This is a genomic window from Akkermansiaceae bacterium (assembly GCA_019634595.1).
In the GTDB taxonomy this organism is placed as follows: Bacteria; Verrucomicrobiota; Verrucomicrobiia; order Verrucomicrobiales; family Akkermansiaceae; genus Luteolibacter.
Genome location: JAHCBC010000005.1, coordinates 113,127 through 134,332, shown reverse-complemented (window position 1 = coordinate 134,332; position 21,206 = coordinate 113,127). Strand labels below are relative to the sequence as shown.

Genomic DNA, 21,206 nt, shown 5'->3' with positions numbered 1-21,206 from the left:
AATCAGTGGTAATCCAGTCCCTCTAAGGGTAAATTCCATCACCAATCCCCAACGCCCCTTGTCCTGATGCGCCTCATTTTCCTCATCACCGCCCTTCTTGCCCCGCTCATCTCCGCCTTTGAACTCCCCGCGAACAGCAGCCAGTGCATCGTCGGCGTCGCGGACGGGTGGAACAGCTCGAACGTCACGCTGACCACCTACGAAAAGCGGAAGGGAAAATGGACCGCCACCGGCGCATCATGGACCGGACGGCTGGGCAAGAACGGACTGGCGTGGGGCCTGGGACTCCACCCGAACCCGAAGGGCGCCTCCCTCAAGAAGGAAGGCGACATGCGCTCCCCTGCCGGCGTCTTCGATCTCGGAGGCGCATGGGGTTACCACGAGTCGATCCAGAAAAACCCGAAGCTCCCCTACCGCCAGATCACCACCCGGGACCTGTGGGTGGAGGATCCGGAGTCCCCTTCCTACAACCGCAACATCATCCTCGAGCGCGAGCCTTCCACGCCTTGGGAGAAAAAGCAGCAGATGAAGCAGAATGACTACCCGCAGTCGCTGAAGCTGTTCATCTCCCACAACGCGCCGCCGCGTGTCGTGCCGAACGGCGGCTCCTCCATCTTCTTCCACATCTGGCGCGGTGAGGGTTCACGCGCCACCGCCGGCTGCACCACCATGCAGGAAGACCACCTGCGCAGGCTCATCGCCGGCATCGACCCGGCACGCAGGCCGGTCTATGTCCTGCTGCCGAAAGCGGAGTACGATGCGCGCCGCGCTCAGTGGAAGTTGCCCTGAAGGCACCTGCCAATCATTTCCTGCGGCGGCGTGCCACCAATCCCATGCCTGCCAGCGCGCCGAGCAGCACGGTGGACGGTTCCGGAACGTGATTGGAAATGAGGGCGAAACTGAACGCCGGCTCCGTGCCGATGTTCTGGAGCGTGGGGTCCGCGGTGAGGGTCTGGAGATCGCGCCCCTCGACGACCCAGCGCTGGTTTTCCGCATCGTAGGCATAGCTGTAGATGTTGTCGCCGTTGTTGGTGCCTATATTCCCTTCCGGGCTGATGAGGAGAACGCTGTTGGACGGATCATAGCCGGTGGTGGAGATCAGCCACTTGCCGGTGGTACCCTTGGTGACGGTGCCGATGCCTGAACCTGCGGTGACATTCGCCGCACCATCGACACGGCCCATGGCGACCACGCCTTCCTGGCCGGTGGGGATATAGACGAATGCGGCGGGATCATTCTCCGTATTTCCAGAGTCACTGCTGCGGACGATGATGTCGAAGGTGCCGTCCTCATTGGCACGGCTGGAGGCGTGGTTCGCCTCATTCTTTCCACCGACGACGAGCATGATGCCGTTCTGGCTGGTGGCGGCCAGCCCGCTGCCCGGGGCGGTGAAGCCGGTGAGGTTCACGTTATAGACGCCAGCGCTGGCGGTGCTGTCATAGACGGTCCAGCCGCCGGTATTGGTCGCGCCGCTGCCCACGGTGAGTCCCGGGTAAGAGCTGCGGAAGTTGGTGATGGGATCATTGTTGGCCGCATTGTTGAGCCAACCACCGATGAATTCGGTGTATTTGAAGTAGCCGATGGATTGGTTGACATTCCACTCGTCCCCGGCCTTCGCGCCGCTGCTGATGGCGGTGGGTCCGATGAAGGTGGCGGAGGCATAACCACCGCCACTGGGCTGGATGGATGCGGTGGCGTAGCCGGGACCAGGGCCGATGGCGGGGATATCCTGCTCTGGCGTGGCACCCGGAATCATGGGACCTTCGTTGCTGCGGCCGTTCTCCGCGATGGAAACGATCATGATCCCTCCGGAGAGTTCCGCCGCGGCGCTTGCACCGCCGAAGCGGATGGCGAAGTCACCACGGTTTCCGCTGGCGTAGGAGATGCCCCCCTGCGCGTAGCTGAAGGAACCGGCAACACCGGCGGCGCTGTTGCCGATGTCATTCTGGGTGATGGTGAGGTTTCCCGCAATGATCGCTCCATGGGCGGAGGAAAGGACTAGCACGAAGCCAAGGCCCGCGGAGAAAGGAAGCAGAAGGGAACGGTGGCGCATGGCGCGGATGAAAGGCACACTCCCCGCCGCATCCAAGAGATGCAGGCCAACAGAATCGTAACAAGAAATGCCTCTTCCCGCCGCCCATGGAAAACGGCGGAAATTGAACGAAAAGAACACAAGCGCGGAAGGGGCGGTCCCGTATCCCTGATACGATGAAAAACCCATCCGGATCCCGTTTCAGGATACTCGCACTCGGTGGACCTGCCATGCTGGCGGTGGCCGCCTTTTCGGTGATGCTGCCCGCGCAGGACGCACCGGCTCCCGCGAAGCAGCCGGTGCGGGCGGGCTTCGCGGAGCGGGACATCACCCCCGCGCTGGGCATGGAGCAGCCGGGCGGGTATGGGAAGTCCTTCCACAAGGAACTCCACGATCCGTGCAAGGTCCGCGTTTCCGTCTTCGATGACGGCGTGAAGCGCGTCGCGTTCGTGGGCGTGGACGCGCTGATGGTGTCGCGCGACCTGGTGCAGCGCTGCCGCGAGGGCATCGAGAAAGCCTGCGGCATCCCCGGCTGGAACGTGATGATCGGCGCGTCGCACTCCCATTCCTCCGGGCCGACCGGCATGGTGCAACCCGGTGAATACGACCATGCGGATGATTTCGTGAAGGATCTGGCCTACAACCAATCCTCCGCGGCGGATCCCGCGTATCTGAAGACCGTGGAAGAAGCCATCGTCGCGGCGGTGGTCGCGGCGGACAAGGACAAGGTCCCGGCGAAGATGGGCTTCGGCAGGGGCCATGAGGACAAGGTCGCCTTCAACCGACGGCTGCGCATGAAGAACGGCCAGAGCTGGAGCCACCCGGGCATCGGGAATCCCGACATCATCGACTATGCCGGACCGATCGATCCCGAGGTGGGAGTGGTCGCCGCGTGGGACATGGAGGACAAGCTGCTGGGCGTGATGGTGAACTACACCTGCCACTGCACGACGAACCCCGGCGGCATCTCCGCGAACTGGGTGCAGTATCTGGAGCAGGTGCTTCAGGGCGGCCTCGCGTCAAAGACGCCGGTGGTCTTCCTCCAGGGTGCGAGCGGCGACATCACGCAGGTGGACAACCTCTCCCCCACCCAGCAGCGGAGGGGCGAGGAGATGTCCCGCTTTGTCGGTGGGCGCGTGGGCGCGGAGGCCCTGAAGGTGGTGCTGTCCATGGCAAAGGGGACGGACGTCCCGCTGGATGCGAAGCAAAAGGTCTGGCAGTCCGGCCGCCGCATCCCGGCACCTGAGAAAGTGGCGGAAGCGATGGCCATCCTGAAACAGGAAAAGGAAGCCAGCGCGGCGCAGCGGACCTTCGCAAAGGAAACCGTGATGCTGGATGCCGCGGTGAAACACTCCCCGACGGTGGAGGTGGAGGTGCAGGCGCTGCAGGTGGGACCGGCCGTATTCGTGAGCAACCCGGCGGAGTATTTCGTGGAGAACGGCCTGCGCATCAAGAAGGAGAGCGCCTTTCCTTTCACCTGGTCGGTCGAGCTGGCGAACGGCTGCACCGGCTACGTGCCGACGGAGGAAGCCTTCCGCCCGGACGGCGGCGGCTATGAAACGCGCCTCACCTCCTACAGCAACCTAGAGGTGACCGCCGGGACAAAGATGGCGGACGCCGGCATCTCCCTGACCCGCGAAATGACGCCCGGCCCCATACCGGCATTCCCCGCGCCCGCCCCGTTCTCGAAAGCGTGGGAATACGGCAACGTCGGGCCTGAAACCAAATGACCCTTTCCCGCATGCGATCTTTCCACCCCTGGCACCTGCTCATCTCCGCGCTCCCGTGCTCGCCATTCATCGGTGTGCTGTCGGCGCAGCCTCGGGAAACGGCATGGACGCCGGAAAAAACCCTCGCCTCCATCCGGATCGACGGTGCCTACGACGTGCGCCTGGCCGCCGCGGAGCCGCTGGTCCGTGATCCGGTCGAGATGTGCTGGGACGCGGACGGCGCGTGCTACGTGGCGGACATGATCGACTACCCTCTCGGCGGCCCGGACGGCGCGCCGTTGTCCCGTGTCCAGCGGCTCATCGACACGGATGGCGACGGAGCGTTCGACCGGGCCGTCACCTTTGCCGACAAGCTGGACCACGTGCAGGGACTGCTGCCGCATGAGGGCGGCCTCATCGCCACCACCCGCACGCAGGTGCTGTTCCTGAAGGACACGGATGGCGATGGTGTGGCGGATGTGCGCAGGCCGCTCATCGCCGGGTTCAATCCGTCGTTCTCCCAGCTACAGGTGGCCTCGCCGCGCTGGGGTCCGGATGGAGAGGTGTATTTCAACAACGGCCTCGACAGCAAACAGATCTACCCCGTGGCCGGAGACGGCAGCGAGGGTGCGAAGACGGACATCGCCCGGACCAACCTACGCTGGAATCCGGAAACGGGTGCCCTGCACGCGGCGGCGGGCTTCGGCCAGTATGGCGGCGGCTTCGACGACTGGGGGCGGCACTATTGTTCATCGAACCGCAGCCCGGTCATGTTCGCGGTGGTGCCACCGGAAACGCTGGCGGAGACCACTGCACCCGCACGTCCACCGTGGGAGAACATCGCGCCGCACGGCCCTGCCTCGCGCGTCTTTCCGCTGCAGATCACCCATACCACGTCCGACGCACACTCCGGCACGAACACCTCCGCCTGCGGGCTGGGCGTGTATCGCGGCCACCTGATGCCGGAGCTGGCGGGAGAGGTCTTTGTCTGTGACCCCACCGGCCAGCTCATCACCCGCTTCCGCAAGCCGGAGGCCCACGGCGGCAGCCTCACCACCTCCCGCACCGGGAATCAGACGGAGTTCTTCCGCAGCAGCGACGAATGGTGCCGCCCGGTGAACATCACCACCGGCCCAGACGGCGCGCTGTATGTCTGTGACATCTACCGCCGCTTCATCGACCACGCGCGATTCTTCCCGGATGACTTCGTGAAGTCCCACGACATGCGGACGGGCGAGAACGAGGGCCGCATCTGGAAGATCATGCCTAAAGGCTTCGCTGCGGAGAAACCCACCGCCGCGGCGAAGGACACCGCCGGACTGATCACGTGGCTTTCCCATCCGAACGCATGGCAGCGTGAGACCGCGCAACGCCTGCTCCGCGAACGGGCGACCACGCCGGAGACAATCCGCGCCACTCTGGACGCCCTCGCGGAAAGCAAGCCGACGACCGCACCGGGGAAACTCCACACACTCTGGCTCCATGCCACGCTCTCCGGACGCGCGGGGGTTGAGGCAGCGCCTTTGCTTGCCCTGACAGAAAGCGCACCGCCGGAGCTTGCGGAAAACATCGTCCTCATTGCCCACCGCCATCCGGCATACTTCGGGAAGGATATGCGGGAGATCGTTTCCCGCGCTGCGGTTTCCGGTGGCACCCGGGCGCGCATGCTCACGCTGCTGACCACTCGCTCCACGGCAGAGGAGATGCCCGCCACCATCAAGGCGCTGCTGGCGGCCACGGCGGATCTGGACGACCCATGGTTCCAGCAGGCGGTCATGGTCCACCTGACCGGTCACACCGGACGCTTCACCGGGGAACTGCTGGCAGGACCGTTCGCGGACAAGGCGGCGGACACCCGCTCCGCCTTCATCCGTGACCTGTCGGCGATGACCGCCGCGTCAAAGGACAAGGAGGATCTGGCGGCTCTGCTTTCCCCGCTGGGCACCGCGCCCGGCGAACTGCGGTGGTGGAAGGCGGCGATGCTCGAGGGGCTCGCACAAGGACTGCCGAAGGCAGGCGTGAAGTCGCTGGCGGAGTTCGCGTCCGTGCCTGCTCCCGGCGAGGGTGATCCGCGCGCGGAGATCCCGGGCCTGCTGGAAAAGGCCGGCAAGATCATCGCGGATGCCTCCCTGCCGGACGAGCTGCGCATCGCCAGCATGCCGCTGCTTTCCCAGCAACCGTATGAGGCCGCCGCGCCCGTGCTGAAGGAGCTTGTTTCCGGCCGCCAGCCCGCCGCCATTTCCCGCGCCGCATTTGCCATCGTCAGGAAGCATGGAGCGAAGAAGACCGCGCCGCTGCTCTACGAGATCCTGCCAACGGCGAATCCCGCGCTGCGGCAGGAAATCATCGCCATGCTGGGCAATGACCCCGGCACGCTGCCGGACATGCTCCAGCGCATGGACCGCGGCGAGGTGCCGAAATCCCTCGTCGATGCGGAGTCCCGCTGGCGCTTCCTCCAGAGCAAAGACGCCACCATCAAGGGTCTGGCGGAAAAGCTGTTCGAACGTCCGGCTGACGACCGTGCGGCGGTCATCACCGCCTATCTCCCCGCCGCCGATGCCAAGGGTGACTCCGTGAAGGGCAAGGAACTCTTCACCCAGCTCTGCTCCGCCTGCCACACCTACCAGGGTCATGGTAGTTCCGTGGGACCGGACATCTCCGACGTACGGGCGAAGGACAAGCGCGCGCTCATCAATGACATCCTCGATCCCAACCGGATGATCGAGGCCCGCTGGAGCGCCTATCTGGTGAAGATGAAGGACGGTCGCATGCTTTCCGGCATCATCGACTCCGACACCCCCGCCGCCGTGGTGCTGAAGATGCCAGGCGGTGTTTCCGAAACCATCTCCCGCGCCGACATTTCCTCCATGGAATCCCATGATGCCAGCCTCATGCCCGTCGGGCTGGAAGGCGGTATCACCGTCAGCCAGATGGCGGACCTCCTCGCCTTCCTGCGGGGGGAGGCTCCGGACAAATGAATATGAATCAACCGCAGATGAACGCAGATGAACATGGATAAGAGAAGAATGCTGATTGGATTTCTTCATCTGCGTCCATCCGCGTTCATCTGCGGTTAAAAAATCTCTCCAGAAGCAAAAAGCCCACAACCACTCCCACAACCCATGAAATATCTCCTGCTCTCCGCATTCCTCACCACCGCCTCCACGCTCTCCGCCGCAGAGCCGGTCAAGGTCACTGAAAGGATCGACATCCTCGAACTGATGAAAAAGGGCGAGGTGGACTACCACCTCAATGACAAGCTGGAGATCACCGGAAAGCCGGAGGAGATCTTCGTCCTGAAGGACGGGCAGCTCACCATCACCGGCCAGGCGTACGGCTACATGATCACGAAGGCTGCCTATGAAAACTACCGTCTGGTGACGGAGTTCAAGTGGACCGGCAGGACCTGGGGCAAGCGCGCGGAGAAGGCGCGGGACAGCGGCATCCTCGTCCACTGCCACGGACCGGCGGGTGCGCTCGGCGGCACGTGGACCGCCAGCATCGAGGCGCAGATCATCGAGGGCGGCATGGGCGATTTCCTCGTCCTCAGTCCGAAGCTGCCGGACGGCACCGTCGTCCAGTGCGAGATGGAGGCGGAGTTCGAACTGGACCGTGACGGAGAGAAGCGCTGGAAGAAAGGCTCCCCGCGCCAACTGGTGAAGGGCGGCAGGATCAACTGGGAGAAGCGCGACGAGGACTGGAAGGATGTGGTGGATTTCAAGGGCAAGGATGATCCCGACGCCCCTGTCGGCGAGTGGAACAGGATGGAGGTCATCTCCGAAAACGGCACACTCCGCATACTCTTCAACGGACGGATGGTGAACGAAGGCTTCGCCGCGAAACCTTCCTCCGGCCCCATCGCCATCCAGACGGAAGGCGCGGAAATGGTGGTGCGGAAATACGAACTGCTGCCGATCGGCAGCGGAGAATGAAACGTGGCTGCGCCGTCCCGGCGCAGGCCGTGCCGGTGGCGTCCCGCCGCCGGACATTAAGAAATGTGGCGGCGGGACGCCGCCACCACGGCCTGCCGCGGGACGCGGCAGCCACAGCAGAATCCTCTCCCGCATGAAACCCACTCCATCATTTCCCTTCAGGAAGGCAGCCGTCGCCGGATTGCTGTTCCTTTCACCGGTCGCCTCCGCAGAGTGGGTGCTGCAACCGGTTCCCGCGAAAGGACAGACCTTCGGAGCAGGGCAGCCGCTGTGGTACCGTGCGCATCTCCAGGTGGCGAAATCATTGGTCGATCCGTCATCCGATGCGAAAGACCTCTGGCGGGAGTCGATGACGCTCGCCCTTCAGGATATCCCGGGGCCGTTCAAGGTGTATCTCAACGGCAGGATGATCGTGGATGCGAAGGATGCGGCGGCGGATGCGCCGGTCCGTTTCAAGGTACCGAAGGACATCCTGAAAAATGATGTCTTCAACACGCTGGCGATCCGGCTTGAGGGAAAGGCGGCGGAACAGGGACTGACGCACGCGCCGGTCTTCGGCGGGTATCTGGATGAAGTGCGGCTTGACCGCGATTGGTTGGTGCAGGCGGGAGAGCCTAAGGACGACAACCTGCAACCGCTGGCCCAGCCACCTGCCGCGGCGGCCTACACACCGAAGGACTGGCGTCCGGCGAGCACGGTGCTCCAGGCACCGGCGGAGCCTGTGCGGGGAATGCAAGTCTCCCCGGCGGAGGCGCTCACGAAACTGAAACCCGCGCCGGACCTGGTGGTGGAGTCCCTGCTTCATGAACCGGAAGTCGCCCAGCCCACGCATGTGAGCTTCGACGCGCGGGGCCGGATGTGGATTTCCCAATACCGGCAGTATCCCTACCCCGCCGGGCTGAAGATGATTTCCCGTGATGCCTACTACCGGGGAAAATACGACCGCGTGCCACCCGCTCCACCGCACCACACACCGGGCGCGGACATCGTGAGCGTGCATGAGGACACGGACGGAGACGGCATCTACGACCGCCACAAGAACGTCCTCACCGGGCTGAACATGGCGAACTCCGTCCTCCACGGTCATGGCGGCATCTGGGTGATGCACGCGCCCTACCTGCTTTTCTATCCCGACGCGGATGGCGATGACGTGCCGGACCGTGATCCGGAGGTCCGCCTTTCCGGCTTCGGTCTGGAGGACACGCACAGCACCGCCAACGGCCTGACCTGGGGGACGGACGGATGGCTCTACGGCGCGCAGGGCAGCACCGTGAGCAGCCACATCGACACGACACCGGGCATCGATGGAGCGAACAAGCCGTTGATCTACCTGGAAGGTTGCGCGGTATGGCGCTACCACCCGGCGACGAAGGCTTTCGAGATCTTCGCGGACGGCAGTGGCAACACCTTCGGCCTGCACTTCGATGCGGAAGGACGGCTTTTCAGCGGCCACAACGGCGGCAACACCCGCGGCTGGCACCACATCCAGGATGGCCTCTACCTGAAACAGGGCACCTCCCCGGACAAGTTCGGCCCGCCGACGAATCCCTACTCCTTCGGCGAGTTGCAGCACATGGCCACCAGCCATCCCATCGCCCGCTTCACGCACAACATCATCATGATGGAAGGCACCGCCATTCCGGAAAAATGGCGGGGCCTGCTGATGGGCGCGGATCCCCTCCACCGGAAGCTGACCGCCTCCACCCGCATCCCCGCCGGCAGCACCTTCTCCACGACGGATGTCGATCCCGCGCTGACCAGCGATGACGTTACCTTCCGGCCGGTCTATCTCACGCCATCCCCGGACGGCAGCATCACCATCGCGGACTTCCGTGAGGAATACATCGCCCACGGCCAGAACTACCAGGGACAGATCGATCCGTTCACCGGCCGCATCTACCGCCTGCGCGGAAAGGATCTGCCGCTGGAGCGAGGCACCGACCTTTCCAAAAAAACCGACGCGGAACTGGTCGCCACGCTTTCCCATCCCAACCTCTGGCACCGCCAGACCGCCGTGCGCCTGCTTTCCGAGCGCAAGGCGACGATCCCGGATGCCACCGCGCTGCTTTCCGCGCCTGCCGGAAATTCTCACCCCGCACTGGAGATCCTGTGGGTGCTCCACCAGACCGGCGCACTGGATGAAACACTGGCCCTCCAGTGCCTGCGGCACCCTACGCCGATGGTGCGTGCATGGACCATCCGCCTGCTCGGAGACGCCAAGGTTCTCACGCCACGCGTCCACAAAACCATCCTGGCGCTGGCCGCCACGGAGCCGGATGCGGAAGTGCGCAGCCAGATCCTCTCCACCGCGCGGCGGCTGGAGCGGGAGCAGGCGCTGCCACTGGTCGCGGAGATCCTTTCACGCGACATCGATGCTGGGGACGCATTCATCCCCATGATGGCGTGGTTCGTCCTGGAGTCCCACTGCAAGTCATCCGCCGCCGAAGTGGTCAGCCTGTTCGAGCGCAGGGGGGATCTCTGGTCACGCGCCATCGTCCGCACCCACATCACGCCACGGTTGATGCGCCGCTTCGCCGCGGCGGGCACCCGCACGGATCTCATCCGCGCCGCGCGCCTCCTCGCGCTTGCACCCACGCCAGAGGACAAGGCCGCGCTGATGGACGGCTTCGCCCAGGCGTTCCAGGGCCGTGCCCTGCCGCCGCTCCCGCCGGAACTGGCGGAGGAAATGGCAAAGCTGGGAAAAGGTTCCCTCCACCTGCGCCTGCGGCAGAAAGAGGCCGCCGCACTGGAGGAGGCGGTGGCCATCCTTTCCAATCCGAAAGCCGCCGCACCGGAACGCCTGCAGCTCGCGCGCATCTTCGGTGAGATCCAGCACCCGCCGGCACAGGCCGCGTTGCTCGCCATCGCAAAGGACGCCACCTCGCCAGCGGATCTGGCGAACGCCGGCCTCGCTTCCCTCACTCTCTACGATGACTCCAGTATCGGAGCGGCCATCACCGCCGCCCTGCCCGGTCTGCCGCGTGACCGGTGGGACGCCGCCCTCGCCTTGCTCGCCTCCCGCCCGGCATCCGCGCTGGCGCTTGTCTCCGCCGTCGAGTCCTCCGCCATTCCGCGTGACGCCATCTCCGGCGACCTTCTCGTCCGACTGCGGCAGCACCAGGATGAAGGCCTGCATTCAAAACTCACCGTCCTTTTCCCGATGAAGGCACCCGCCGCGCGGGAGTCCTTCCGCCCACGGATCGACGAAGTGAAGCGCATCCTCTCCGCCGCGCCGGGAGATCCCTACGCCGGGGAGGCCATCTACATGGAACGCTGCGCCGCCTGCCACCAGCTTTTCCATAAGGGCGGCAACATCGGGCCAAACCTGACCAGCTACCAGCGGGAGGACCTTGGCACCATGCTCGTCAGCATCGTCGATCCGAACGCGGAGATCCGCGAAGGCTACGGCAACCACACCGTCACCACGAAGGATGGCCGGGTCCTCGGAGGTTTCCTCGCGGACCAGGACAGCAACGTCATCGTCCTGCGCGGCTTCGACGGGAATGACACCACGGTTCCGCGCGAGCAGATCGCGGAGAGCAAGGCCGCCGGCCTCAGTCTCATGCCGGAGGGCCTGCTCGACCAGCTTTCCGACAAGCAGATGCGGGACCTCTTCGCCTACCTCCGGATTTCACAGCCGATCAGCAGGTAGGGAGGGAGGACACTCCTGTCCTCCGGCGGCATTGGCGAAACATATGAAGTTCACCGCCAAGACGCAAAGGTCGCAAAGGGAAGAAATGGATTCACGCGATTCTCAATATTCGCGGTCAGCTTATTTCTTCCCTGAAAACTAAACACTGAAAACTTCTCCTTCTTTGTTCGCCAATGCCGCCGGAGGACAGGAGTGTCCTCCCTCCTTACTGCCTTGCGCGGTCGGCCTTACCTTCTCGCGCGGTCGGCCTTGATGATCTGTTCGAGCTTCTTCGTGTTCGGGCGGCTGCACTCGGAGTCCACGAAGAACGCCGTCTCCAGCGGGACCAGGAACTCCACCGCGGAGTTGATGCCCACCAGTTCCCCCACCGCATTGACCACCGGACCGCCGCTGTCTCCTGGCAGCAGGGGGATGTCGATCTTGAATTTGCGCGAACCGGTGAACGGCCCTTCGGGAGGAAGGGACGAGGTCAGTTTTCCATTGCCGGAACGGTAGCCGGTGGAGACGCCTCCGTGGATGACCTCCGTGCCTTCCGGCAGCCAGCGGTCAGCCGGGGTCCATTGGTAGTAATAGGGAGTCTTCACCGGAGCATGCAGCAGCGCCAGGTCACCTGGAACGGAGCGCCAGACGACGCGCGCCTTGTTCACCTCCAGCTTTCCAGACCGGGTATAAAAGACGAAGACGTTCCTCCCAGCCATGCGTTCCAGGATGTGGTTCGCGGTCAGGAAGTATCCATCCGGGGAAATGGGTGCGGCGGAACCACCATCGGCATCGGACGGGGCGGTGGCTTGGGAGAATCTCCTGCCTTGCCAGCCATGGAGGCTCTCCTCCGCGGTGACCAGCACCACACTGGCCCGCTCCGCCACGATCTGCCGGGCCATCTTTCCCGGAGGTGTGGGATCGGCCGGTGGAGGCGTCATGGAGCACCCCTGCAAGAGCCACGCCCCCACAACCAACAGCCCAGCGTGAATCCACCTTACCATTCCACCGCCAGAAAAGCATACCCTCACCGCCCCGTCACACGGGAAATTCAGTTTTCGCACAACATCCGCTCCACCACCACGCGGAATGGGGATGGCATGGGCAGTGCCAGCACTTCCTCCGGCGTCTTCCATTCGTCCCCTTCCCCTTCCCCCGCCTTGGATATGCCCCCGTCATGCACGCTCAGATCCACCCGGTAGCGGGTGATGGTGTAGCGGTGGGTGGTTGATACCGGTAGTGCGGCCAGTTCCGCCGCATCCCGCAGCGGCAGCCGCCAGAGGCCCTCCCGCCGCTTCCCTTTTTCCCGGTGCATCAGCACGCGGCCTTTCCGGTCCCGCAGCCACAGCGCATGCTCCGCCACCACCGTGACCTCCACCTTCTTCCGCTTCACCGGCAATGCTTCCGGCTCCCGGGTTTTGCAAAAAGCAGCGACCGGGCAGGCCAGGCAATCCGGCACCCCGGGGCGGCAGATGGTCTGGCCCAACTCCATCAACGCGGAGTTGAAAATGCGCGGCCGTGCCGGGTCCGCCAGCGTCTCCGCCCATTCCCAGATCCCTTTCAGGCCCGCCGTATCATCGACCGCTCCGTGGAAATCCATCAACCGCGAGAGCACCCGCGCCACATTCCCATCCACCACCGCCGCAGGCAGGTCGAACGCGAACGCGCGCACCGCCCCCGCCGTGTAGCGGCCCACCCCGGGCAGGCCCAGCAGATCTTCCATGGCATCCGGGAACTTTCCGCCATGATTCTCCCCCACCGCCCGGGCGGTGTCCCTCAGCATGCGTGCCCGGCGGTAGTAGCCCAGTCCCTCCCACGCCTTCAGCAACGGCCCGTCCTCGGCGGCGGCCAGCACCCGCACATCCGGAAATGTCTCCAGAAAGCGCGTGTAGAACCCCCGCCCCAGCACCGTGGCGATCTGCGTCTGCTGCAACATGACCTCCGAAACAAGCACCGCATACGGATCACTGGTGCGCCGCCATGGGTAGTCCTTTCCATTCACCGAGAACCAAGCCGCCAGCGCATCCCGGAACGCCGCGCGCTCTTGGACCGCATCCTTTTCCCACCGGGGTTTCAGCACGGGGGGATGGTGATGCCCGGCCCCGCCTCCGCCAAGAGAATCCAGCCACAGGAGGCCACGAATGTCCGGATGGAGCGCCGGCTTCAGCCGGCTTGGTTTCGCTGGCAGGATTCTGCGGAGCCGGCTGAAGCCAGCGCTCCATTCCCACATCAAGACATCGACTTGCGCCCTGGCCCCGCCCACACTCCGCGCACGATGTCCGCCAAAACCGGTTTCCTGCGCACGCATTTCAAAGCAATCCTTCTGGGAGTGGTCGTCCTCATCATCGCCGGGGCGTTCACCGTACCATCCGTGGATGCGGTGATGAATGGCCGCCACAAGCCGGTGCAGTTGTACCGCAGCATCTCGTCCGATGAGAAATACCAGATCACCGTCACCCGCCGCGTCGCCCTCCCGGCGAATGATGTGATGGACCCCGCCGTGGTCGCCACCTTCACCCTGAAGGAACACGCGACCGGCAAGGAGCTGGCGACGCAGGAGGTGAGGATCGGGAAAGAAAGCGCTCTCCAGGAGCCACTGTTCCTTTGGAGCAATTCCTCGGTCGAGGTGAAGCATTTCGACACCCTCCAGGAGCGGACCTTGAGTTTCAAAAGACCGGAATGACGAAAAATCGGAAACGCCTGCTGTGGATCACCGTCATCCTCGCCATCATCGTCTGGCGGGTGTGGCCGGGCGTCGTGGCGGTGAACCGTCTCAATCTGGATGTCCCGGACGATTTCACCCTGCTGGAAAAAGTCATTCCTCCCACGTCTCCCCCGCAGACGATTCACACAGGGTTCTCCCATCCCTACTTCGAGAAGAAGAAGCTGTGGGCGGAGATCCTTTTCCTGCCCCGGAAGATCTCCCACGGGCATGTCTTCCACTTGATGCCTGCCGACGATTCTCTGGGCGAATCCATCGCCGGAGTCCTCCGGAAACCGGGTGCACTCACCGAGAGACTCGGGAATACCATGTGCGGAGGCTTCCATGCGGACTATCTGTTGTCATGGGAGGAGAAGGACTTGAACTGGCAGGCGGTGGTTTGCATGGGCTGTCACGAAGTGATCTTCTACCACGAAGGCGTTTCCATGCGTTGCTGTATCACCAACAAGGCGGCCGATGCGATCAGTGAATTGGAGAAGAAGGCCGAGGCGGCCCGATGAAATGATCCCATCCCGATGACCTCCGGTGAACGAAAAGCCGCTGCGGAGACGATCCGGTCCTTTCTGGACGGGAAAGGTGGCTCACACGACTGGGATGAATTCATCTCCGTCCGCAAGAAGGACCTGAACCACCAGTTGGTACGGGATTTCTGTGCGGACTCCGACCTGCTGTATCCCTCCGGAGACGACCGCCGCTGGTGCGGGAACGAGGGAGAGGCCAGGCTGCGGGAACTGGCGGCATTGCTGGACTCCCGCGCGCCGTTCAATGCCATCCGCAGGTTCATGGAGGAGGAACGCCGCCGCGCGGCGGATGAGCCCACGGCTGTGGATGCCACTGGTCCCGGAAAGCTGGGCCACGCCACCATTACCCTGCCGGTCTGCGGGGTCTGCGTGGTCTTTCTTTCCGCGCTGATCCCTCCGCTGGCCCGCATCGGGGTGCAGGCGGGCAGCGCGGTGGTCTACGTCTCCGTCCCTTTCGCGGCGGCGGTGGCGGTGCTTTCATGGAAGAAGAACCGCGACCGCGCGTGGACCGCCATCGGCGGACTGGGGATCGCGGGATTCTTCGCGTGGCAGTTGTTGGAGAATCCCATCCATCCCTGAAAAAACACGCCCCGTGCGGCGCATGGCTCACGCCATCATCCCCTCCAGGGCGGTGCCGCAGTTCCAGCAACTGCCGAAGTTCGCCGGAGAAACCTCGCTGCACTTCGCGCAGGTGATCTCCCCGTCCGCCACCTGTTCCGCCTGATCCATGTCGCGGCGCATGAGCTCCACCGCCGCCGCTTCATCCGCATCATTCAGGATGCACAGCGCGGGGAAGAAATCCGGGATGGAGACGCCCTCCGTGGTGGAGAGATTCTCATTCCGGATGAAGGTGGGGATGCCCGCCGCCTCCAGCAGGGACTGGTAGTAGTTGATCTTCGTCAGGTCCCTTTGGCGCAGCAGTTCGATCATGGCGGAATGCGATTCCCCCATCCATACCGTCGCCCGGGCGATGCAGCGAGAGCTTATTTCATCCCGAATCCCCCTGATCTTCATATTTCAACCGCAATGAGCAGGACGTCCCCACCCGCATCCACAAAAACAACAGAACGCGATGGAAAAGCGGGATATCCCGCCGCCCGGGGGACGTATCCTTTTCCCAGTTCCATCATGCGTTTCCCGATACTGCCCGCCCTCGCCTTCCTCTCCATCATTTCCTCCGCCACGGCGGAAAACATCGCGCTCGGCCGGTCCTACGTGGCCTACCCGCGGCTTGGCGGTCACAAGTCCACCAACAACGGCAAGGAAGCGAAGAAGCTCACCGACGGACTGCGCTCGGGAAAAGTCCTGTGGGAGGATCCGGAACACACCGTGGGCTGGGTGGACGCGCAGTGGCCGGTGCAGATCGTGGTGGATCTGGGCAAGCGGCAGCCCATCTCCGGCATCTCGCTCGGCTGCGGCGCGGGCATCGCTCTCAGCTCGAAGCACGTCCATATCTGGCCCGGCACCATCGATCTCTACGTGAGCGACGACAGCAAGGAATGGCACCGCGTGGCGGAACTCACCTCGCTCAACGACCTGGACAACGAGATCCTGCCGCCGCTGGGCAACGAATACGCCTACCGGAACATCTCCACCAACCGGCTGCGCACGGCGGGACGCTACGTCCGCATCGTACTGGGGACTCGCAAGGAGGTGTTCCTCGACGAGATCGAGATCCATCGCGGGGATGACGCGCTGCTCTCCTGGAAGCCGTCGAAGCCCGGCGTGACCGGGGACAAGATCGAGAAAGAGATCATCCGCACTGACGCCACGCTGTTCGTTTCAAAGCGGCGGCACCGCATGGACATCGCCACCATCCTCTCGCAGCTCAAGGATCTGCCGGAGGAAAAGGCCGCACCCATCCGCAAACGGCTCACCGTTCTGCGGGAAAAATCACAGGCGAACAATGACACCCCGGCGGAAAAGCGTGCAATCCTGCCGCAGGGGGAGATCGGCCGGGAGATCCTCGCGGAGCAGGCGGCAGTGTGGCGGGAAAAAGGCGTGCCACCGCTCACCGTCTGGCAGACCGCCGCAGGACGCGACCCGCAATGGCTGGAGACGCCACCGGCGGAAAGCGACCCGCGCCTTTCCGTCCACCTCATCCGTGGGGAGGACCGCACCGCCACCCTCAACATCACGAACGCGTCACCCCGGGAGCAGGTTCTCACACTTTCCATCGCCGGTCATGACGATGCCTCCCACATCCGCGTGCGCTCCGTGGAGTGGACGGAGACGGTGGCCCGGACGGCCATCGTCCACGCGCTGCCGGATGCAGAGAAAACGGAAGGCGGGCACCGCATCACCATCCCCGCCGGGATGACGCGGCAGGTTTCCCTGTCCGTGCATGGCACCGGGAAAGACGGCGACACCGCAGGCACCGTCAGGCTCACCGCCGCGGACCCCTCCATCCCCGCGCGGGAGATCCCCTTCGACATCCACCTCCATCCCTTAGACTTCCCGGAAAAGCAGTCGCTCCATTTTTCCGGTTGGGACTATCTCAACAAGTGGGATATCTCCCGCTACGGGGTGGCGTCCAATGTCATGCGTCCCTTCCGCGAGCTGATCCTGGACTACAAGCTGGACCTGCCATGGGGGCCGATCACCCTGTGGCCGAAGGGAAATTTCAGCGCGGAGCAAACCTACGCGACCGCTGCCGATGAGCCGGACACCGCCATGTTCGACACCTGGGTGAAGGAGATCATGCCCACGGCGCACGGCTACAAACTCAACATCTCCGGCCGTAACAAAGACAACCGCGCCCACATCCAGGGCGTCCACCATGACAAGGACCCGCAGGCATTCGACAAGCGCGTCGCCACCTGGCTGCGCTTCTGGGAAAAGCACGTCATCCACCTGGGCCTGGACCCGGCGAAGTTCTCCCTCCTCATCATCGACGAGCCGGGGCTGGACGAAGCCTCCCCCTACAAAGAGGACGAAGCCATCCGCGCGTGGGTGGAGGCGGTGAAGAAATCCGGCGTGAAGTTCCGCATGTGGATGGACCCCGTCTATCACGAGCCATGGAGCGCCTACCAGCCGTCCATCGACGCCATGGACGAGTTGTGCCTGAAGTATTCCCACCTGGTCACGCACGGCCCGCGCTACGTGGACTACTACCGGCAGCGTTCCCCCAAACAGCAGCTCAGTCTCTACGAATGCTATCCCATCATCGGCGGATTCGATCCCTACAGCTACTGGCGTCTCCAGGCCTGGATGGCGTGGACCATGGATGCGGACGCCATCGGCTTCTGGTGTGTGGCGGACACCGGGCGGAATCCCAGCTTCGGCTCATGGAACAATGGACTCAACGCCCTGCACTACTGCCCGCTGTTCCTGGATGTGAAGGAAGCCGTCCCCGGCAAGGCGCTGGAGGCCATCCGCGAGGGCATCTATGATTTCCAATACCTGGTCATGCTGCGGGATGCGATCAAAGCCGCGCGCGAAAAGGGAGTGGATGGAGAAAAGGTCGCGGCTGCGGAAAAGCTGCTGGCGGACGCCCCGCAGGAAGTGCTGTGGAAAAACGGTGCCCTCGCCGAGCCGAAGTGGCTGGCCACCACGGAGATCGACCGCACCGTCGCCGACCGCATACGGGTGACGATCCTGAAGACTCTCGGGGATTTGGCGCGCTGAGAAATGAAGGGGCGGACAACGCGCCAGATGCGAAGAAGGCGTTGCGGCGTGCTCCTCTCCCGCCACATCACTGCGGCGCGACCTGAGGTCCACCGCCGCCGGGAGCCGACCTGGCGATGACGGACTGGAATTGCTTCACCCACACCTGATCCTGCGGCTGCGTGGCCAGCCAGGTCTTGAAACCCTCCGGATCCACCTGGAGCCAGCGAGAACCCGTGATGGCCACCGGATGGACGCCGGATGCGGGATACTCCCCCGGTGCCTGGGGCAGGCCGGGAAGATCCACCGCCCACTTCGTCGCTGCGGCGGCATCCCCGTTCGCCAGATCCATGACCATCCTCCGGGTGGCCCCGTAGTCGGTCCCCGGCTCGCCCGCATGTTCCGTGATCCATTGCTTCGCCGCCTCCTGGTCGCTGAAGGCAAGCCGCTGCGCGGTGACCGACCACGCGTCCGCCTTCAGGCTGTCCGGCATTTCCGCATAAATCACCTCCGGACTCCTGCCACCGTCCTTCATGCCTTCGATGTCGTAGAGATCCTTCAACGTTTCCTTCCGCAGCACTCCTTCGGGCATGTCCAGGATGGTGGCCTGCAGCTTCGCCGCATCCCCCTGCGCCCCATGGGAGATGGCGAGGGCGGCGGCAGAAGCTTCCAGCGGAGTGCGGTCCGGCTGCTTCGCCCAGGCAAGCGCGCCCGCCGGGTCCGTTTCCAGCCAGCCCCGCATGGTGTTGCGCACATCATCCCTCCCCTTGCCTTCCGGCCGCTCGCGGAACCTGGCGAAACAATCCTCCGGGGCGACCTTGCCCCACTGCGTCCACATCGCCGCCCACACCTCCGGAGCCTGGAAGTTGCCATTCCGCTGCGCCTTGCCGATGAGATCCACGGCATCCCGTATCTCACCCGCCTGCAACGCGCCGATGACGCCCAGGATGAGATCTTTCTGGGCGGTTCCTCCGGCAAGCTTCGCCCCCTTCTCGATCATCGCCAGCCTCTCCTCGCGCGTCATCCTCCGTGCCTGTTCGAGCGTCACCACACCGGAGGCGGCCCCGGATTCCGGGGCAGATAGCCGCTTTCCGGGGCGATCCGCCCTGGTCTCCACCAGGCTCCGGCCCGCGGATGGGGAGGCGGCAGCCGCCCCGTCCCGCGCCCCCTCCCGGCCGTCATCCTTTTCCTTCCCCATCCGGCCAGCGAGGAATGCGGCGACAGCGGTGCAGGCAACGATGGCAAGGATGGCGGTGGGTTTCATCGGTCCGGTCAAATGGGTTTCATGGGTGGAGAACCCCCTTCATCAGCGGTTTCCTGTTATTTCATTCCAATCCAGATCCGCAGGGTGTTTCAATGACGAAAGCGGTGCGGCGGGTGGAAAGCTTCGGTCAATGGAGGGGCGCACGCCGTTGCGCCCATGCGGTCGGAGCGCGGACTGAAGTCCGCTTGGCTTCGGTGGCTGTATTCTCCGGGGCGGACTGAAGTCCGCGCTCCAACCAGAACCGCTGCCACTCACCTCCCCCCCCCAGCAACATCCGCACAGTTTCCGCCAATCCCTGCGGAGCCATCCACGGGGTGATCTGCGATCTTCCCGGTCGTGCCCGCCCTGCTGCCATCCCAAAAGCGTCCGAATCTGGTCTCCGTGACCACGATCAACGCGGATGGCTCCCACCACGTCCTGCATCCGGCGGATGTGAAGGGACAATTCACGCGGGCACGGCGGTGGTTCGCCGTGATGCTCATCGGCATCTACGTCGCCCTGCCATGGATCCCGGTGAACGGCGCTCCGGCGGTGTTCCTGGATGTGGCGGAGCGGCGTTTCCATTTCCTGGGCCTCACGCTGCTGGCGCAAGACCTGTGGGTGCTGTTCTTCGGGATCAGCGGGCTGGGCTTCCTGCTGTTCTTCCTCACGGCGCTGCTGGGCCGCCTGTGGTGCGGCTGGGCCTGCCCCTACACGGTTTTCCTGGAGCATGTGTTCCGCCGGATCGAGCGGCTGGTGGACGGCGACGCGTCCGCCCGCAGGAGGCTGGACGCCGCCCCGGCGACGGCACGGAAGATCACGAAACGGGCGATCAAGAACGGCCTCTATCTGCTGGCCTCCGCAGTGCTGGCGCACGTGTTCCTTTCCTACTTCGTCTCCCTGCGCGGCCTCTACACGGCGGTGAAGGAAGGACCGATGGGACACCTCACCGCGTTCGGCACGGTGGCGTTCTTCACCGCCGCGTTCTTCTTCTGCTTCGGTTACTTCCGGGAACAGTTCTGCATCATCCTCTGCCCGTATGGCCGCATCCAGTCCGCGCTGACGGACGATGAGACGGTGGTGATCGGCTACGACGCGCGGCGGGGCGAGCCGAGGGGCAAGGCGACGAATCCCGACGCGGGCGCGTGCGTGGACTGCACCCGCTGCGTGCAGGTCTGCCCGACGGGCATCGACATCCGCAACGGCTTGCAGATGGAGTGCATCGGCTGTGCGGCGTGCATCGACGCGTGCGATGACATCATGCGCAAACTGAAGCGGCCGACGGGGCTGGTGCGCTATGACTCGACCAAGGGGCTGGCGGGAAGAAAAACCCGCATCCTCCGCCCGCGCATCCTGGCCTATTCCTTTCTCGGTGTGGTGGGGATGGCGGTGCTGGGCGCGGTGGCCTTCCACAAGGCGAAGCCGGTCTTCGCGGAGGTCACGCGCGCGCTGGGACCGTCGTTCTACAATGACGCCGCCACGGTGCGGAACCACTACAAGGTGCGCCTGGTGAACAAGCGGAACCAACCGGTGCGCTTCACCATTTCACTGGAAGGGAATCCGCAGGGATTCACCACCAGCGGCGCGGGGGAAACCATCACCCTGGATGCGCTGGGCGAACTGGCCCGCCCCATCGTCGTGCTGCAGGAGCGCGCGCACTACAAGGGTCCGCGGGAGATCACCTTCATCATCCACGCGGAGCCGGGGAATGCCACGGTCCGCCAGAGCGTCCGCTTTCTAGGCCCCAACCCCAGATCCTGAACCCAACTGTCCATCATGAAACATCCCTGGTTGTTCGTCATCGGAGCGT

General features: G+C 64.3%; 15 protein-coding genes. 10 read left to right on the top strand and 5 right to left on the bottom strand.

Annotation, left to right across the window (positions count from 1 at the left end):
* Positions 1 to 66 precede the first annotated feature (66 nt).
* Positions 67 to 789 carry a L,D-transpeptidase family protein gene (locus KF712_18570; GenBank protein MBX3742996.1) on the top strand — a complete coding sequence of 241 codons (723 nt, stop codon included), beginning with the start codon at positions 67 to 69 and terminating at the stop codon, positions 787 to 789.
* 13 nt (positions 790 to 802) lie between these two features.
* On the opposite strand, the gene KF712_18565 is transcribed toward KF712_18570, so the two are convergent.
* Entirely contained in the window at positions 803 to 2,053 is a 1,251-nt protein-coding gene (locus KF712_18565; GenBank protein MBX3742995.1) for a PEP-CTERM sorting domain-containing protein, read from the bottom strand.
* A 155-nt stretch (positions 2,054 to 2,208) separates the two neighbouring features.
* On the opposite strand from KF712_18565, the gene KF712_18560 reads away from it, so the two are divergent.
* From KF712_18560 to KF712_18545, 4 genes are all read left to right on the top strand, one after another.
* Positions 2,209 to 3,762 carry a hypothetical protein gene (locus KF712_18560; GenBank protein MBX3742994.1) on the top strand — a complete coding sequence of 518 codons (1,554 nt, stop codon included), beginning with the start codon at positions 2,209 to 2,211 and terminating at the stop codon, positions 3,760 to 3,762.
* Positions 3,763 to 3,773: 11 nt separating this feature from the next.
* Positions 3,774 to 6,719: a c-type cytochrome gene (locus KF712_18555; GenBank protein MBX3742993.1), complete on the top strand. Its 2,946-nt coding sequence runs from the start codon at positions 3,774 to 3,776 to the stop codon at positions 6,717 to 6,719.
* Between the two features lie 144 nt (positions 6,720 to 6,863).
* Positions 6,864 to 7,673, top strand: coding sequence for a DUF1080 domain-containing protein (locus KF712_18550; protein MBX3742992.1), 810 nt, complete (start codon positions 6,864 to 6,866; stop codon positions 7,671 to 7,673).
* Between the two features lie 133 nt (positions 7,674 to 7,806).
* Entirely contained in the window at positions 7,807 to 11,325 is a 3,519-nt protein-coding gene (locus KF712_18545; protein ID MBX3742991.1) for a c-type cytochrome, read from the top strand.
* A 227-nt stretch (positions 11,326 to 11,552) separates the two neighbouring features.
* Here KF712_18545 and KF712_18540 read toward each other — a convergent pair whose 3' ends face one another.
* Both KF712_18540 and KF712_18535 read right to left on the bottom strand, forming a co-directional pair.
* Positions 11,553 to 12,245 carry a trypsin-like peptidase domain-containing protein gene (locus KF712_18540; GenBank protein ID MBX3742990.1) on the bottom strand — a complete coding sequence of 231 codons (693 nt, stop codon included), beginning with the start codon at positions 12,243 to 12,245 and terminating at the stop codon, positions 11,553 to 11,555.
* Between the two features lie 110 nt (positions 12,246 to 12,355).
* A complete protein-coding gene (locus KF712_18535) occupies positions 12,356 to 13,384 on the bottom strand; it encodes an A/G-specific adenine glycosylase (GenBank protein ID MBX3742989.1) in 1,029 nt (342 codons plus the stop codon).
* A 195-nt stretch (positions 13,385 to 13,579) separates the two neighbouring features.
* Here KF712_18535 and KF712_18530 point away from each other — a divergent pair, with 195 nt between their 5' ends.
* The 3 genes from KF712_18530 to KF712_18520 are packed head-to-tail and all read left to right on the top strand — an operon-like array spanning position 13,580 to position 15,126.
* Positions 13,580 to 13,987 (top strand): hypothetical protein, encoded by a 408-nt coding sequence (locus tag KF712_18530; GenBank protein ID MBX3742988.1) that lies wholly within the window; start codon positions 13,580 to 13,582, stop codon positions 13,985 to 13,987.
* A complete protein-coding gene (locus KF712_18525; protein MBX3742987.1) occupies positions 13,984 to 14,526 on the top strand; it encodes a hypothetical protein in 543 nt (180 codons plus the stop codon). The genes KF712_18530 and KF712_18525 overlap by 4 nt, the downstream gene beginning before the upstream one ends.
* 15 nt (positions 14,527 to 14,541) lie before the next feature.
* Positions 14,542 to 15,126, top strand: coding sequence for a hypothetical protein (locus KF712_18520; protein MBX3742986.1), 585 nt, complete (start codon positions 14,542 to 14,544; stop codon positions 15,124 to 15,126).
* Between the two features lie 27 nt (positions 15,127 to 15,153).
* On the opposite strand, the gene KF712_18515 is transcribed toward KF712_18520, so the two are convergent.
* On the bottom strand, positions 15,154 to 15,477 hold the full coding sequence (locus tag KF712_18515) for a DUF2007 domain-containing protein (GenBank protein MBX3742985.1): 324 nt from the start codon (positions 15,475 to 15,477) through the stop codon (positions 15,154 to 15,156).
* 198 nt (positions 15,478 to 15,675) lie between these two features.
* Here KF712_18515 and KF712_18510 point away from each other — a divergent pair, with 198 nt between their 5' ends.
* Positions 15,676 to 18,174, top strand: coding sequence for a discoidin domain-containing protein (locus tag KF712_18510; protein ID MBX3742984.1), 2,499 nt, complete (start codon positions 15,676 to 15,678; stop codon positions 18,172 to 18,174).
* A gap of 67 nt (positions 18,175 to 18,241) precedes the next feature.
* Here the strand turns inward: KF712_18510 and KF712_18505 are convergent, their stop codons facing one another.
* On the bottom strand, positions 18,242 to 19,417 hold the full coding sequence (locus tag KF712_18505) for a hypothetical protein (protein ID MBX3742983.1): 1,176 nt from the start codon (positions 19,415 to 19,417) through the stop codon (positions 18,242 to 18,244).
* A 348-nt stretch (positions 19,418 to 19,765) separates the two neighbouring features.
* On the opposite strand from KF712_18505, the gene ccoG reads away from it, so the two are divergent.
* On the top strand, positions 19,766 to 21,157 hold the full coding sequence (gene ccoG, locus KF712_18500; GenBank protein MBX3742982.1) for a cytochrome c oxidase accessory protein CcoG: 1,392 nt from the start codon (positions 19,766 to 19,768) through the stop codon (positions 21,155 to 21,157).
* The last annotated feature ends 49 nt before the right edge of the window (positions 21,158 to 21,206 follow it).